The organism is Clavibacter vidaverae (assembly GCF_047529985.1).
In the GTDB taxonomy this organism is placed as follows: domain Bacteria; phylum Actinomycetota; class Actinomycetes; order Actinomycetales; family Microbacteriaceae; genus Clavibacter; species Clavibacter nebraskensis_A.
Map to the genome: position 1 here is coordinate 471,592 of NZ_JBLJAM010000001.1, position 13,528 is coordinate 485,119.

Below are 13,528 nucleotides of genomic sequence, written 5' to 3' on the forward strand. Positions count from 1 at the left end.
TCCTCTTGTGCGGGAGCGAAGGCGTTCGAATGTAGCCCACGCGTCCGTGGGCCGGCCGACGGCGGGCCGGAGCGGCTAGCCCTGCGGCTGCGTCCCGGTCAGGCGGTGCTCGAAGGCGAAGACCACGAGCTGCACGCGGTCGCGGAGGCTGAGCTTCGCGAGGATGCGGCTGACGTGCGTCTTGACGGTCGCCTCGCTGAGGAACTCGGCCTGCGCGATCTCCGCGTTGCTGAGGCCGCGCGCGGCGAGGACGAAGATCTCCTTCTCCCGCGACGTGAGCGCGCCGAACGCGGCCGGCGCGACCCGCGGCTGGGAGCCCGGGTCGAAGTGCTCGAGCAGCTGCCGGGTGGCCGACGCCGCGATGACCGAGTTGCCCGCGTGCACGGTGCGGATGGCCGCGAGGAGGAACTCGGGATCCGCGTCCTTCAGCACGAAGCCGCTCGCGCCCGCCCGGATGGCGCGCGCCGCGCTCTCGTCGAGGTCGAAGGTCGTGAGCACGAGGACGCGGGGCGGGCGTTCGCCGCGCGCGTCGGCCGCCCGCAGGACCTCGGCGGTGGCCTGGATGCCGTCCATGACGGGCATGCGGATGTCCATGAGGATCACGTCGGGCCGCTCGGCGCGCGCGAGCTCCACGGCCGCCTGCCCGTTGGCGGCCTCGCCCGCGAACTCGAGGTCGGGCTGCGAGGAGATGAGCATGCGGACGCCCGTGCGGAACAGGGCCTGGTCGTCGACCAGGGCGACGCGGATGGGTGGGGTGGGCACGGGAGTCCTTCGGTCGTGTTCGGCGGGGGGAGCGTATCGCGGGGCGCGGCAGGTCAGGGCGCGGCAGGCCGGTCGTCGCGCCCGCGGCGGGCGGCGCCTCGTGCGGCGGCGGTGCGGTGCGGGCTGACCGGCGGGACGGGGGTCGCGGTGCCCGCGGCGGCGGCCTCCGGGGGGAAGAGCTGGTCGAGGGTGAGGGGGCGGCTGGCGGCGTCGACCCCCGCGCCCGCGACGGGCACGCGGGGCACGGGGCGCGTCGCGGGGGCGAACGGGATCCACGCCGAGACGGTCCACACGCCGTCGCGCACGCCCGCGGAGAACCGGCCGCCCGATAGGGTGGCGCGCTCGCGCATGCCGGCGAGGCCGTGTCCGACCGGCTGCGCGGGCGGCGTCGGGGCGGGCGGCAGCACGGGCAGGGCGATGATGCCGGTGGTCGTGCGGGCGGGGCGCACCGGATCCGGGAGCGTGCGGCTGCGGACGGACACCGAGACGCCGTCGGGCTCCCACGCGAGCTCCACCTCCACCGGGTGGCCGACGTCGCCGTGCCGGAGGGCGTTCGTGAGCGCTTCCTGCACGATGCGGTAGACCGCGAGCTGCTGGCCGGTGCCGAACTCCCCGGGCCGCCCGGTCTCGACGAACTCGATGGAGAGGCCCGTGGAGCGCATCTGGTCGATGAGGTCGCTCAGCTCCTTCAGCTCCGGCTGCGGGGTGTCGTCCTCGCTGTGGCGGAGCTGCGCGAGGAGGATCCGCACGTCGCCGAGCGCCTGGCGTGCCGTCGTGGAGATGGTGCGGAGCGCCTGGTCGGCGGCGTCGGGATCCACCATCCGGGCGTAGCGCGCGCCGTCGGCCTGCGCGATGACGACCGCGAGCGAGTGGGCGACGACGTCGTGCATGTCGCGCGCGATGCGGTTGCGCTCCTGCTCGACGACCACGTCGTGGAGCGCGCGCGCCTGGTCCCGCTCGGCGGCCTCCTGCGCGTCCCGGCTCTCGTGCGACGCGCGGGAGGCGACGACGAGGCGACCCGCCGTCCACGAGGCGAGCAGCACGCTCCACGCGCACAGGAGGAGGAACAGGAAGAGGGTGGCGAACGCCGTCCACTCCCCCGTGCTGAACGCCGCGCTGCCGATCGGCACGCGGCCGGCCGCGTAGGAGAGGTACAGGGCGGCGACCACGCCGCCGACGATCGCGGACGCGAGCCCGAGCGCCCGGACGATGCGGCCGCCGTACGCGGCGGTGCAGTACATGACCCCCGCGATGGCGAGGTCCCCGGGCTCGACGCCCGCGCCCGCGCCCATCTGGATGACCGCGCCCGCCCAGGCGATGGCGAGCGACAGCCCCGGGGAGAGCCGGCGGACGGCGAGGGCCACGCCCATGACCACCACGAGGACGACCGAGACCTCGGAGGTCGTGAACGCGAAGACCCCGAAGGCGCTGGCGGCGGCGACGCCGATCGACCCCGGGGCCAGCGCGGCGACGAACGCCGCGGCGAGGGCGAGGTCGAGGACGAGCTGGTACCTCGGGATCCGGCGGAGCATGCGACCACCGTACGTGCCGCGTCCGGCCGGGAGCCCCTCCTCGCACGAGGATCCGCGCCGCGGCGACCCGATCTCATCCGCGCGATGTACGCGCGCCGGGCCGCGGGGCCGCCGGGCCGCCGGGGCGTCAGAACCCGAGGCGGCCGAGCAGCTTCGGGTCGCGCTGCCAGTCCTTGGCGATCTTCACGCGCAGCGACAGGAACACGCGCTTGCCGACCAGCGGCTCGATCTGCGCGCGCGCCACCTGGCCCACGTGCTTGAGCCGCGACCCCTGGGCGCCGATGACGATGCCCTTCTGGCTGTCCCGCTCGACGAAGAGGTTCGCGTAGATCTCGAGGAGCTCCTTGTCCTCGCGCTCGATCATGTCGTCGATGGTCACGGCGAGCGAGTGCGGGAGCTCGTCCTGCACGCCCTCGAGCGCGGCCTCGCGGATGAGCTCGGAGATGCGCGCCTCGAGGCCCTCCTCGGTGACGGCGTCGGACGGGTACAGCTGCTCGGACACGGGCAGGGCCTTCAGCAGCTCGCCGACGAGGGCGTCGAGCTGGTGCGCCTCCACCGCCGAGACCGGCACGATGGCGTCCCAGTCGCGCAGCTCCTGCACGGCGAGCAGCTGCTCGGCGACCGCGTGCCGCGACGCCGAGTCGGTCTTCGTGACGATCGCGATCTTGCGCGCCCGCGGGTACTCGTCGAGCTGCTCGTTGATGAAGCGGTCGCCCGGGCCGATGCGCTCGTCGGCGGGGATGCAGAGCCCGATGACGTCGACGTCGCCGAGCGTGGTCTGCACGAGCGCGTTGAGACGCTCGCCCAGGAGGGTGCGGGGGCGGTGGATCCCGGGGGTGTCCACCAGGATCAGCTGCCCGTCCGGACGGTGCACGATGCCGCGGATGGCCTTGCGCGTCGTCTGCGGCTTCGAGCTCGTGATGGCGACCTTCTCGCCCACGAGCGCGTTGGTGAGCGTCGACTTGCCGACGTTCGGGCGGCCGACGAAGGAGACGAAGCCGGCCCGGTACGCGGGCGCCCCGCCCCGCGGCTTGCGCTTCGTGCGCGCGGGCTCCGCGTCGCGGTCGATGCCCCAGGCCTCGTCGGAGAGCGGCGCGGGCGCCGCCGTGGTGGCGTCGTCGGCCGGGGCGGCCTCGGGCGGCGCAGCCTCCGTCGTCGCGTCGTCGTCCCGGGGATCAGTCATGGTCGTGTCCTCTGCTGGCGGCGGCGCCCGCGGGGGCCGCCTCGTGGTCGTCGTCGGCGTCGTCCGCGCGGTCGCGCTCGACGAGGATCGTGCTGATGCGCGTGCGGCGCCCCTCGACCCGGTCGGCCGTGAGGACGAGCCCGCCGACGTGCACCACGGATCCGCGCTCGGGCAGGCGCCCCAGGGTCTTCGCCAGGAGCCCGCCGGCGCTGTCCACGTCGTCGTCGTCGAGCTCGAGCCCGAACAGGTCGCCCAGCTCGTCGATGGGCAGCCGGGCGCTCACACGGTACACGCCGTCCCCCAGGTCCTCGTACTCGGGCACGTCGCGGTCGTACTCGTCGCTGATGTCGCCGACGAGCTCCTCGATGAGGTCCTCGAGCGTCACGAGCCCGGCGATGCCGCCGTACTCGTCCACCACCATCGCGAGGTGGTTCGACTCGAGCTGCATCTGCCGCAGCAGCGCGTCGGCCTTCTGCGACTCCGGGACGAAGACGGCGGGGCGCGCGAGCTGGTCGACCGTGGTGGCCTCCGCCTCCTGGGGCCGCTCGTAGACCATGCGCGCCAGGTCGCGGAGGTACAGGACGCCCTCGATCTCGTCCGAGTCGCGTCCCGTGACGGGCGCCCGCGAGATGCCGCGGGAGAGGAAGAGGCCGAGCGCGGATCCGACGTGCACGGTCTGCTCCACCACGACCATGTCGGTGCGCGGGATCATCACCTCGCGCACGACCGTGTCGTTGAACTCGAAGATGGAGTGGATGAGCTCGCGGTCGTCCTCCTCGAGCACCTCGAGCTCCGTGGCCTCGTCGACCATGCTGAGCAGCTGCTCCTCGCTGGTGAACGTGGCGATCGTCTTGGGGCGCCCGGGCGTGACGCGGTTGCCGAGCGCCACGAGCGCGTCGGCGACGGGGCCGATGGAGACGCGGATCCCGCGCACGAGCAGCGCCGTCCACGCGAGCAGCGGCCGTGCGTGCACCCGACCGACCGAGCGCGGGCTCGCGCCGACGAGCACGAAGGAGACGGCCGTCATGATGGCGGCGGCCACGAGCATCGTGATCCACCACTCTTCGATCGTGTACGCGAGCGCCAGCGTCACGAGCACGGCGGCGCTCGTCTCCGCGATGATGCGCACGAAGCTCAGCGAGTTGACGTAGGCGCCGGCGTCCGTGGAGATGGCGAGCATCGAGCGGCGGGCGCGCGACGTGAGCGCCAGCTCCTGGATGTCCGCGCGGGACAGCGACGAGATGGCGGACTCGGCGGCGGCGAACAGGCCGCCGAGGACGACCAGGAGGAAGGCGGGGAGGAGGAGGGCGAGCATCGGCTGCGGGTCAGCGACCGCGCTCGCTCATGGCGAACCCGATCAGGATGTCGCGCTGGAGCCCGAACATCTCGCGCTCCTCGTCGGGCTCGGCGTGGTCGAACCCGAGCAGGTGCAGGATTCCGTGGGCGGTCAGCAGCAGGATCTCCTCCATGGTCGAGTGCCCGGCCGTCACGGCCTGCTCGGCCGCGACCTGCGGGCACACGACGATGTCGCCGAGGAGCCCGGCGGGCGTCGGGCGGTCCTCGGTGCCGGGGCGCAGCTCGTCCATCGGGAAGCTGAGGACGTCGGTGGGGCCCGGCTCGTCCATCCACTGGACGTGCAGCTGCTCCATCGCGCCCTCGTCCACCATCACGATGGCGAGCTCGGCGTCGGGGTGCACGTGCAGGGTGTCGAGCGCGTACGTGGCGAGGCGCTGGATGAGCGGCTCGTCCACCTCGATCGCGGACTCGTTGTTGATCTCGATGCTCATCGGGTGCTCCCAGGGGCGGTGCGGCGCTCGGCGCGGAGGTGGTCGGCGGCCTGGCGCTCCGCGTCGTAGCGCGTGTACGCGTCCACGATGCGGCCGACCAGGGTGTGCCGCACGACGTCGTCGCTCGTGAGGCGGGAGAAGTGGATGTCGTCCATGCCGTCGAGGACGCGGGTGACGAGCTGCAGGCCGCTCGAGCCCGTGGGCAGGTCGACCTGCGTGATGTCGCCCGTGACCACCATCTTCGAGCCGAAGCCGAGGCGGGTGAGGAACATCTTCATCTGCTCGGGCGTGGTGTTCTGCGCCTCGTCGAGCACGACGAACGCGTTGTTCAGCGTGCGGCCGCGCATGTAGGCGAGCGGCGCGACCTCGATGGTGTTGGAGGCCATGAGCTTCGGGACGAGCTCGGGATCCATCATCTCGTTGAGCGCGTCGAACAGCGGCCGGAGGTACGGGTCGATCTTGTCGGTGAGCGAGCCCGGCAGGTAGCCGAGCCGCTCCCCCGCCTCGACGGCCGGGCGCGTGAGGATGATCCGCTCGACCTCCTTGCGCTGCAGCGCCTGGACGGCCTTGGCCATCGCGAGGTAGGTCTTGCCGGTGCCGGCGGGGCCGATGCCGAACACGATGGTGCTCGCGTCGATGGCCTGCACGTACTCCTTCTGGCCGTGCGTCTTCGGCCGGACCGTGCGGCCGCGCGACTGCACGATGGCCTCGCTCAGCACGTCGGACAGCGTCCGCGCGTCGTCCTCGCCGAGCCTGCGGGCGCTCGTCTCGATCTCCTGGGGCTCCACGTGCTGTCCGTCCTCCACCATCGCCACGACCTCGTCGATGAGCCGACGGGCCGCGGCCACGTCCGCCCGGGTGCCGACGAGCGTGATCTCGTTGCCGCGGACCCGGACGTCGACGTCCGGGTGCTCGCGCTCGATCTGCCGGAGCAGCCGGTCCTGGGGTCCGAGCAGGCGCACCATGAGCACGCCGTCGACCGTGGCCGTCTGCTCGACGCGGTCGGCGTCCGCCTGCGCGGACGCGCCGCCCCGCGGGTCAGAGCCCGACATGGTCCTCCCGGCCGCCGAAGCCGGCGAGCACGTGCGCGTGCACGTGGAAGACGGTCTGGCCGGCCTCCGCGCCCGTGTTGAACACCAGGCGGAACTGGCCGCCCGCGCGCTCGGCGGCGATGCGGGACGCGACCGCGACGACCTCGGCGAGGAGCTCGGGGTCGCCCGCGGCGAGCTCGACCACGTCGCGGTACGCGGCGGTCTTGGGCACCACGAGCACGTGCACGGGCGCCTTGGGCGCGATGTCCTCGAAGGCGATGACCCGCTCGGTCTCCGCGACGATCTGGGCCGGGATCTCGCGCGCGACGATGCGCTCGAAGACGGTGGGCTCTCGGGTCTCGCTCATGCGACCAGCCTACGCGGCACGGGTGACGTCACCAGCGCCCCAGGGCCTCGTTGACGAGCGCCAGCGCGGCGGGCCCGGCGGTGGACGTGCGCAGGATCCCCGACCCGAGCGCCACGGGGGTCGCCCCGGCCGCCCGGAGCGCCTCGACCTCGGCCGGGCTGATGCCGCCCTCGGGGCCGACGACGAGGAGCACGTCGGTCGCGGAGGCGTCGTCGGCCGTCGTGAGGTCGAGCCGTGACAGCCGTGCGTCCGCCGTGGGATCGAGCACGAGCACGCGCGCGGTCGCCGCCATCCGGACGAGGTCCTTCGTGGTCGCGAGCTCCTCGACCTCGGGCACGCGCGGGCGGATGGACTGCTTGACGGCCTCGCGCACGATCGCGCGCCAGCGTTCGCGGCCCTTGGCGACCTTGGCGCCCTCCCACCGGGAGACGGACCGCTGGGCCTGCCACGGGATCACCGCGTCGACCCCCAGCTCGGTGGCGGCCTGCACGGCGAGCTCGTCGCGGTCGCCCTTGGCGAGCGCCTGCACCAGCACGACGCGCGGGGACGGCGCCGCGTGCTCCTCGACCGCGTCGACGCGGAGCTCCAGCCGCTGCGGATCCGCCGCCGTGACGGTGCACGACGCGATGGTGCCGCGCCCGTCGCCCACGAGCAGCCCCTCGCCCGCGCGGATGCGGCTGACGGTCACCGCGTGCCGGGACTCCTGCGGGCCGAGCGCGACGACGCGGCCGACGGCGAGGTCGGCCGCGTCGAGGTCGTCCGCGAGGTGGAAGTGCGCCACGGTCAGACGTTGAGGAAGCGGTCGCGGAGCTTCTGGAAGAGGCCCTGCTGGAAGTGCGCCAGGTGCGGCGCCTGCGCCTTGTTGCGCTTCGCGAACTGCTGGATGAGGTCGCGCTCCTTGTGGTCGAGCTTCTGCGGCGTGACCACCTGGATCCCGATCTTCAGGTCGCCGCGCCCGGAGCCGCGGAGCTTCGTGACGCCGCGGCCGCGCACCGTGATGATCTCGGCGCTCTGGATGCCGGGGCGGAGCTCGAGGTCGACCGACCCGTCGAGCGCCTCGATGCGCGCGTCGCTGCCGAGGATCGCGTCGACCATGCTCACCTCGACGGTCGCGAGCAGGTCGTCGCCGTTGCGGCTGAAGACGTCGTGGTGGGCCACCTTGATCTCGAGGTAGAGATCGCCGTTCGGGCCGCCCGCGGGGCCGACCTCGCCGGAGCCCGGCATCTGCAGGCGCAGGCCCGTGTCGACGCCGGCCGGGATGTCGACCGGCACCGTGCGGCGGGCGCGCACGCGGCCCTGGCCGGCGCACGTCGGGCAGGGGTGCGGGATGACCGTGCCGTAGCCGCGGCAGGTGCCGCAGGGGCTCGACGTCATGACGTTGCCGAGGAGCGAGCGCACCTGGCGCTGGATGCTGCCGGAGCCCCGGCAGATGTCGCACGTGACGGCGCTCGTGCCGGGCTGCGCGCAGGATCCCTGGCACGTGTCGCACACGACGGCCGTGTCGATCTCGAGGTCGCGGTGCACCCCGAAGATGACCTCCTCGAGCTCGACCTCCACGCGCAGCAGCGCGTCCTGGCCGCGCTCCTGGCGCGAGCGCGGGCCGCGTCCGCCGCCGCCCTGCTGGCCGCCGAAGAACGTCTCGAAGATGTCGCCGAACCCGCCGAAGCCCTGGCCGCCGCCTCCGCCGAACCCGGCCTGCGGGCCGAGGTCGTACTGCTGGCGCTGCTGCGGGTCGGACAGCACGTCGTACGCGTGCGTCACGAGCTTGAACCGCTCGGCCGCGTCGGGGGCGTCGTTGACGTCCGGGTGGAGCTGGCGCGCCTGCTTGCGGTACGCCTTCTTGATCTCCTCTGGCGTCGCCTCGCGGCTCACGCCGAGTACTTCGTAGTGGTCAGCCACGTCGGGCCCTTCGGTGGTGATGGTCGTGGGGAACAGGGGCGGTGCGCCGGCGTGCGGCCGTCACCGCTCCTCGAGCAGGCGCGAGAGGTAGCGCGCGACCGCGCGCACCGACGCCATGTTGGTGGAGTAGTCCATGCGGGTCGGCCCCAGCACGCCGAGGCGCGCGAGCACGCCGCCGGAGGAGCTGTAGCCGCTGGTGAGCACGCTCGTCTCGCCGAGGCCGAACGGGGCGTTCTCCCGGCCGATGCTCACCGAGACGCCGTGCTGGTCGGCCTCCATCTCGCCGAGCAGGCGCAGCAGCACCACCTGCTCCTCGATGGCCTCGAGGACGGGCGAGATGCTGCCGGGGAAGTCGCGCTCGGTGCGGGCGAGGTTGGCGGATCCGGCGAGCAGCAGCCGCTCCTGCCGGTTGGCGAGCACCTGCTCCACCAGCGTGCCTGCCAGGGCGGCGGCCGCGGCGCGCTGCGCGGGCTCGACCTCGTCGGCCAGCGTCTCGAGCCGGGTGGCGGCCTCCGCGAGGCCGAGGCCTCCGACCGCCTGGTTGATGCGCGTGCGCATGCCCGCGAGGAAGGCGTCGTCCGGGTCGCCCGCGAGCTCCACGACGCGCTGCTCGACGCGCCCCGTGTCGGTGATGAGCACGGTCAGCACGCGCGTCGTCGACAGGGCGACGAGCTCGACGTGCTTCACGTGGCTCGTCGCGAGGGACGGGTACTGCACGAGCGCGACCTGGTTGGTGAGCTGCGCCAGCAGGCGCACGGTCCGCGCGAGCACGTCATCCAGGTCGACGGACTCGCCGAGGAACACGTGGATGGCCTGGCGCTGCGCCGGGGTGAGCGGACGGACGTCGGCGAGCTGGTCGACGAAGAGGCGGTAGCCCTTGTCCGTCGGCACGCGGCCGGAGGAGGTGTGCGGCGCCGCGATGAGCTCCTCCTCCTCGAGGAGGGCCATGTCGTTGCGGATGGTGGCGGCCGAGACGCCGAAGGCGTGGCGCTCCACGATGGACTTCGAGCCCACGGGCTCCCGCGAGGACACGTAGTCCTGCACGATCACCCGGAGGACGTCGAGTCCGCGTTCCGAGACCATCGCGGCTCCCTCCTGGCACTCGTCGGTTCTGACTGCCAATCGTACCGCGCGTCACGGCGTGGTCGGCGTTGCCGCCCGCGCGTCGGCGGCGGTACCGTGGGTGAGCCCGGTGATGCCTGGCCCACCCTGATCCGAAGCGGTCCGCCGGTACGCCGGCCGTCGCCGCGCACCGAGAGGCCCCGCGATGTCCGCACCCGACTCCCACCCCTACGGCGCCCCCGCTCCGCTCACCCCGAGCGAGGACCGCCTCTGGGCGTCGCTCACGCACTTCCTCGCGATCCTCATCGTGCCGACGTTCATCGTCTGGCTGGTGTTCCGCGAGCGCGGCCGCTTCACGGACCAGGAGGGCAAGGAGGCGACCAACTGGACCATCAACGTGGCCGGCGCGCTCGTCATCCTCAACGTGCTGCAGGCGGTCTTCGTGGTCATCCCGATCCTCGGGATCCTCATCAGCCTGCTGCTCGGCCTAGCGATCTTCGCGGTCGTCGTGGTGAACATCGTCTTCGCGATCATCGGCGGCACGCGCGTCCAGGCCGGCCGGCCGTACCGCTACCCGCTCAACATCCGGTGGATCAAGTAGGCGGTCTCCGATGAGCGCCAGGATCCGGCACGTCGCGATCGACTGCCGCGACCCGTACGCGCTCTCGCTCTTCTGGGGCGGCGTGACCGGCTTCGCGGAGGACCCCGACGAGCCGAACCTCCCCGGCGAGGACGCCGCGTGGCTGGGCGACCCGGTCTCCGGGCTCGGCATCATCCTGCAGCGCGCGGACACGCCGAAGACGGCCAAGAACCGGGTCCACCTCGACCTCGCGCCCGACGACCGCACGCGCGACGAGGAGGTCGATCGCGTGCGGGCCCTCGGCGCGGTGCTCGTCGCCGACCGGCGCAACGCCGACGGGAGCGGATGGGTGGTGCTCGCCGATCCCGAGGGCAACGAGTTCTGCGTGGAGCGCAGCGACGCCGAGCGCGAGGCGGGCGACGAGGTGGGCGCGGTCGTCCTCTGACGGACGCGCGGCCGATCAGTCCTCGAGGAGGCGCCGCACCACGGCGTCCGCGAGCAGGCGCCCCTGCAGCGTGAGCACGAGCGTGCCGGCGAGGGCCCGGCGCGGATCCACCAGGCCGTCCGCGATGAGCCCCGCCACCTGGCGCCGGCCCTCCGGGGTGAGCGTCGGGATCGCGAGGCCGTCGCGGATGCGCGCGCCGAGCAGCACGCGCTCCACCTCGCGCGTCGCGTCGTCGAGCGTCTCGCGGCCTGCTCCGGGAGACGCCCCGGCGAGCACGCGATCGGCATAGGCCGCCGGGTGCTTGACGTTCCACCAGCGCACGCCGCCGACGTGGCTGTGCGCGCCGGGGCCCACGCCCCACCAGTCGTGCCCCTGCCAGTACGCGAGGTTGTGGCGGCTGCGGCGTCCGCCGCGCGCCCAGTTGCTCACCTCGTACCACTCGTAGCCGGCCTCGGCGAGCATCCGGTCGGCCAGCTCGTACATGTCGGCCTGGAGGTCCTCGTCGGGCTCCGGCACGTCGCCGCGGCGGATCTGCCGGGCGAGCTTCGTGCCCGGCTCGACGATGAGCGCGTACGCCGAGAGGTGGTCGGGCTCCTGCGCGATCGCCTGCTCGAGGGAGGCGCGCCAGTCGTCGATGGTCTCCCCCGGCGTCCCGTAGATGAGGTCGAGGCTGACCTCGAGGCCCGCCGCCCGTGCGCCGCGGACGACCGGCGCGATGCGCGCGGGGTCGTGCGTGCGCTCGAGCGTGGCGAGCACGCGCGGCACGGCGGACTGCATCCCGAAGGAGACGCGCGTGAAGCCGCCCGCGGCGAGGGCCGCGAGGTAGGCGTCGTCGACGCTGTCGGGGTTCGCCTCCGTGGTCACCTCGGCGCCGTCGGCGATGCCCCACGTCTCGCGCACGGCGTCGAGCATCCGGACGAGGTCGCCCACCGGCAGGAGCGTCGGGGTGCCGCCGCCGAGGAAGACGGTGGATGCGGGACGGGCGGGGACGCCGGACTCGCGGAGCGCGGATCCGGCGAAGCGCACCTCCTGCACGGCCTGCGACGCGTAGTCGGACTGCTTCACGCCGCGGAGCTCGGGCGCCGTGTACGTGTTGAAGTCGCAGTAGCCGCAGCGCACGCGGCAGAACGGGACGTGGAGGTAGACGCCGAAGGCGCGCGCGTCCGCGCCGTCGGCCGCGGAGGCGGGCAGCAGCCCGTCGGCGGGGGCGGGATCGGCGAGGGGCAGGGCGGACGGCATCCGTCCATCATCCCCCGGCCGGGAGGCGCTCCCGTGCGCGGCCGTCCTCCCCCGCCGTCCGTGCGGCCGACGGGGCTCCGCCAGGATGGGGGCATGACCGACGCCACAGATCCCCGACCCCTCCACGTCCTCTGGGACGTCGACGGCACGCTCCTGCTCAACGGCCCGCGCGCGGGGGGCATGTACCACCGGGCGATCGAGCTCGCGGCAGGCGAGGCGCTCGAGGACCGCACCGTGCACGCGCACGGGAAGACGGACGGCCAGATCATCTGGGAGACGCTCGACCTCTACGGGCTCCCGGAGTCGCTGCACTCCGCGGTGCGCGAGCAGCTCGAGGGCATGTCGCGCGTCGAGCACTACGGCGCCGGGCGACGCGAGGTGCCCGTCGGCGTCCCGCGGCTCGTCGCCGACGTGGCCGGACGCGGCTGGGTGAACGCGCTCCTCACGGGCAACTCGCCGCTCCGCGCCCGCTACAAGCTCGACGGAGCGGGCCTCGACGTCGACCTGTTCGACTGGGACGCGTCGTTCTTCGGGCACGAGGCGCGGATCCGGAGCGACCTCACGCGCCGCGCGGCGGAGTCGCTCGCGGGTGCGCCCGTCGTGATCATCGGCGACACCCCGGCGGACGGCGTCGCGGCGGAGGCGGCCGGCTTCCCGTTCGTCGCGGTCGCCACGGGTGCCTACGACGTCGCGCAGCTCCGCGAGCCGGAGGCGCACGCCGCGGTCGTCGTGCCGGACCTGGCGTCCGGCCACGACGAGGTCATGGCCTACCTCGACGGGCTCGTCGGGCGCTGACCCGCCCGCGTCCCCCGATCAGGAGGACGCGACCGCGGGGTGCAGCGACTTGAGGTACCGGCGCATGAAGACGCCCTGCACGATCCGCAGCACGGGGCTCGCGAGCCGCAGCGGCCACGAGGCGGGCCGGGAGAAGACGCGGAGGGTGAGCCACACGCTGCCGTCGGGCTCGCGGGAGACGAGGAACGCCTCCTCGCCGCTCAACGGGTGGCCGTGCACGGTGCCGTAGGCGAACCCCACGCGGTCGGCCTCGTCGATCGTGTAGACGACGCGCACGGGCGCCTCGGGATGGAACGGGCCGAAGGGCATGCGCAGCACGGCCGAGGTGCCCGACGTGATCCACGCGGTCCCGTCGTCGCCGTACAGCGCCTCCCGCGGACGCGCGACGGGCACCTGCGGCACGCCGTCCTCGTCGAACTCGAGGCCCTGGTAGCCGGGCTCGTCCGGGACCTCCTGCTCGATGCGCGTGACCTCGATCCCGCTCCCGCGCTGGACGCCCCAGGTCATGAGGAGGGCGACGGCCTGCTCGAAGCGCTCGTCGCCGCTGCCGAGCCGGGCGCTCGCCTCGGCGGGACGGTAGCCCTCGGGCGGGTAGGTCATGAGGTCGACGGCCTGGGTGCCGCCGACGGAGCCGTACGTGACGGCGGTCGCGGTGTAGGTGCTGCGGCGCATGACGTCAAGCCTAGGGCGTGCGCCTGCATGCGGACCGCGGGCGCCTAGCACGTCGGCGGTCCCCCTGTCATCCCTCCTCCGGATCCCGTCCCTCATCCCCGCGGGATGCCTCGCGGATGAGATCCCGCCCCGTGATGAATCCGTGATCAGAATGCGATTCCCGGGCTCCGTCGC

15 protein-coding genes are annotated in these 13,528 nt (G+C 73.6%); 3 read left to right on the forward strand and 12 right to left on the reverse strand.

Features of this window, described 5'->3' with window-relative positions; translation table 11 throughout:
- Positions 1-75 precede the first annotated feature (75 nt).
- From ACMT9T_RS02195 to hrcA, 10 genes are all read right to left on the reverse strand, one after another.
- Positions 76-762 (reverse strand): response regulator, encoded by a 687-nt coding sequence (locus tag ACMT9T_RS02195; RefSeq protein WP_414744035.1) that lies wholly within the window; start codon positions 760-762, stop codon positions 76-78.
- A gap of 53 nt (positions 763-815) precedes the next feature.
- Entirely contained in the window at positions 816-2,294 is a 1,479-nt protein-coding gene (locus ACMT9T_RS02200; protein WP_414744036.1) for a sensor histidine kinase, read from the reverse strand.
- Positions 2,295-2,421: 127 nt separating this feature from the next.
- Positions 2,422-3,477, reverse strand: a complete 1,056-nt coding sequence (era, locus tag ACMT9T_RS02205; protein ID WP_414744037.1) for a GTPase Era — start codon at positions 3,475-3,477, stop codon at positions 2,422-2,424.
- Complete coding sequence (locus ACMT9T_RS02210; RefSeq protein ID WP_414744038.1) at positions 3,470-4,792, reverse strand: hemolysin family protein; 1,323 nt, start codon at positions 4,790-4,792, stop codon at positions 3,470-3,472. The genes era and ACMT9T_RS02210 overlap by 8 nt, the downstream gene beginning before the upstream one ends.
- Positions 4,793-4,802: 10 nt before the next feature.
- On the reverse strand, positions 4,803-5,264 hold the full coding sequence (gene ybeY / locus ACMT9T_RS02215) for an rRNA maturation RNase YbeY (RefSeq protein WP_043669058.1): 462 nt from the start codon (positions 5,262-5,264) through the stop codon (positions 4,803-4,805).
- Entirely contained in the window at positions 5,261-6,316 is a 1,056-nt protein-coding gene (locus tag ACMT9T_RS02220) for a PhoH family protein (RefSeq protein WP_414744039.1), read from the reverse strand. The genes ybeY and ACMT9T_RS02220 overlap by 4 nt, the downstream gene beginning before the upstream one ends.
- Positions 6,303-6,662 (reverse strand): histidine triad nucleotide-binding protein, encoded by a 360-nt coding sequence (locus ACMT9T_RS02225; protein WP_414744040.1) that lies wholly within the window; start codon positions 6,660-6,662, stop codon positions 6,303-6,305. Before ACMT9T_RS02225 ends, ACMT9T_RS02220 begins: the two co-directional genes overlap by 14 nt.
- A gap of 28 nt (positions 6,663-6,690) precedes the next feature.
- The gene (locus ACMT9T_RS02230) at positions 6,691-7,443 is read right to left on the reverse strand and encodes a 16S rRNA (uracil(1498)-N(3))-methyltransferase (protein WP_414744041.1); all 753 of its coding nucleotides are present in this window, start codon (positions 7,441-7,443) and stop codon (positions 6,691-6,693) included.
- Positions 7,444-7,445: 2 nt separating this feature from the next.
- Positions 7,446-8,561, reverse strand: coding sequence for a molecular chaperone DnaJ (gene dnaJ / locus ACMT9T_RS02235; protein WP_414744042.1), 1,116 nt, complete (start codon positions 8,559-8,561; stop codon positions 7,446-7,448).
- Positions 8,562-8,621: 60 nt separating this feature from the next.
- Positions 8,622-9,644: a heat-inducible transcriptional repressor HrcA gene (gene hrcA, locus ACMT9T_RS02240; protein WP_116055363.1), complete on the reverse strand. Its 1,023-nt coding sequence runs from the start codon at positions 9,642-9,644 to the stop codon at positions 8,622-8,624.
- A gap of 184 nt (positions 9,645-9,828) precedes the next feature.
- On the opposite strand from hrcA, the gene ACMT9T_RS02245 reads away from it, so the two are divergent.
- Both ACMT9T_RS02245 and ACMT9T_RS02250 read left to right on the forward strand, forming a co-directional pair.
- Entirely contained in the window at positions 9,829-10,224 is a 396-nt protein-coding gene (locus ACMT9T_RS02245; RefSeq protein WP_414744043.1) for a DUF4870 domain-containing protein, read from the forward strand.
- A 10-nt stretch (positions 10,225-10,234) separates the two neighbouring features.
- Entirely contained in the window at positions 10,235-10,648 is a 414-nt protein-coding gene (locus ACMT9T_RS02250) for a VOC family protein (protein WP_414744044.1), read from the forward strand.
- A gap of 15 nt (positions 10,649-10,663) precedes the next feature.
- On the opposite strand, the gene hemW is transcribed toward ACMT9T_RS02250, so the two are convergent.
- On the reverse strand, positions 10,664-11,887 hold the full coding sequence (gene hemW, locus ACMT9T_RS02255) for a radical SAM family heme chaperone HemW (protein ID WP_414744045.1): 1,224 nt from the start codon (positions 11,885-11,887) through the stop codon (positions 10,664-10,666).
- Positions 11,888-11,980: 93 nt separating this feature from the next.
- Between hemW and ACMT9T_RS02260 the strand changes: the two genes are divergently transcribed.
- Positions 11,981-12,682 (forward strand): HAD family hydrolase, encoded by a 702-nt coding sequence (locus tag ACMT9T_RS02260; RefSeq protein WP_414744046.1) that lies wholly within the window; start codon positions 11,981-11,983, stop codon positions 12,680-12,682.
- Positions 12,683-12,700: 18 nt separating this feature from the next.
- On the opposite strand, the gene ACMT9T_RS02265 is transcribed toward ACMT9T_RS02260, so the two are convergent.
- Complete coding sequence (locus tag ACMT9T_RS02265) at positions 12,701-13,354, reverse strand: DUF1990 domain-containing protein (protein WP_414744047.1); 654 nt, start codon at positions 13,352-13,354, stop codon at positions 12,701-12,703.
- Positions 13,355-13,528 lie beyond the last annotated feature (174 nt).

Coding starts and splice junctions, on each gene's coding strand:
- ACMT9T_RS02200 (WP_414744036.1), bottom strand. CDS start 2,294: ATGCTCCGCCGGATCCCGAGGTACCAGCTCGTCCTCGACCTCGCCCTC.
- era (WP_414744037.1), bottom strand. CDS start 3,477: ATGACTGATCCCCGGGACGACGACGCGACGACGGAGGCTGCGCCGCCC.
- ACMT9T_RS02210 (WP_414744038.1), bottom strand. CDS start 4,792: ATGCTCGCCCTCCTCCTCCCCGCCTTCCTCCTGGTCGTCCTCGGCGGC.
- ybeY (WP_043669058.1), bottom strand. CDS start 5,264: ATGAGCATCGAGATCAACAACGAGTCCGCGATCGAGGTGGACGAGCCG.
- ACMT9T_RS02220 (WP_414744039.1), bottom strand. CDS start 6,316: ATGTCGGGCTCTGACCCGCGGGGCGGCGCGTCCGCGCAGGCGGACGCC.
- ACMT9T_RS02225 (WP_414744040.1), bottom strand. CDS start 6,662: ATGAGCGAGACCCGAGAGCCCACCGTCTTCGAGCGCATCGTCGCGCGC.
- hrcA (WP_116055363.1), bottom strand. CDS start 9,644: ATGGTCTCGGAACGCGGACTCGACGTCCTCCGGGTGATCGTGCAGGAC.
- ACMT9T_RS02245 (WP_414744043.1), top strand. CDS start 9,829: ATGTCCGCACCCGACTCCCACCCCTACGGCGCCCCCGCTCCGCTCACC.
- ACMT9T_RS02250 (WP_414744044.1), top strand. CDS start 10,235: ATGAGCGCCAGGATCCGGCACGTCGCGATCGACTGCCGCGACCCGTAC.
- hemW (WP_414744045.1), bottom strand. CDS start 11,887: ATGCCGTCCGCCCTGCCCCTCGCCGATCCCGCCCCCGCCGACGGGCTG.
- ACMT9T_RS02260 (WP_414744046.1), top strand. CDS start 11,981: ATGACCGACGCCACAGATCCCCGACCCCTCCACGTCCTCTGGGACGTC.
- ACMT9T_RS02265 (WP_414744047.1), bottom strand. CDS start 13,354: ATGCGCCGCAGCACCTACACCGCGACCGCCGTCACGTACGGCTCCGTC.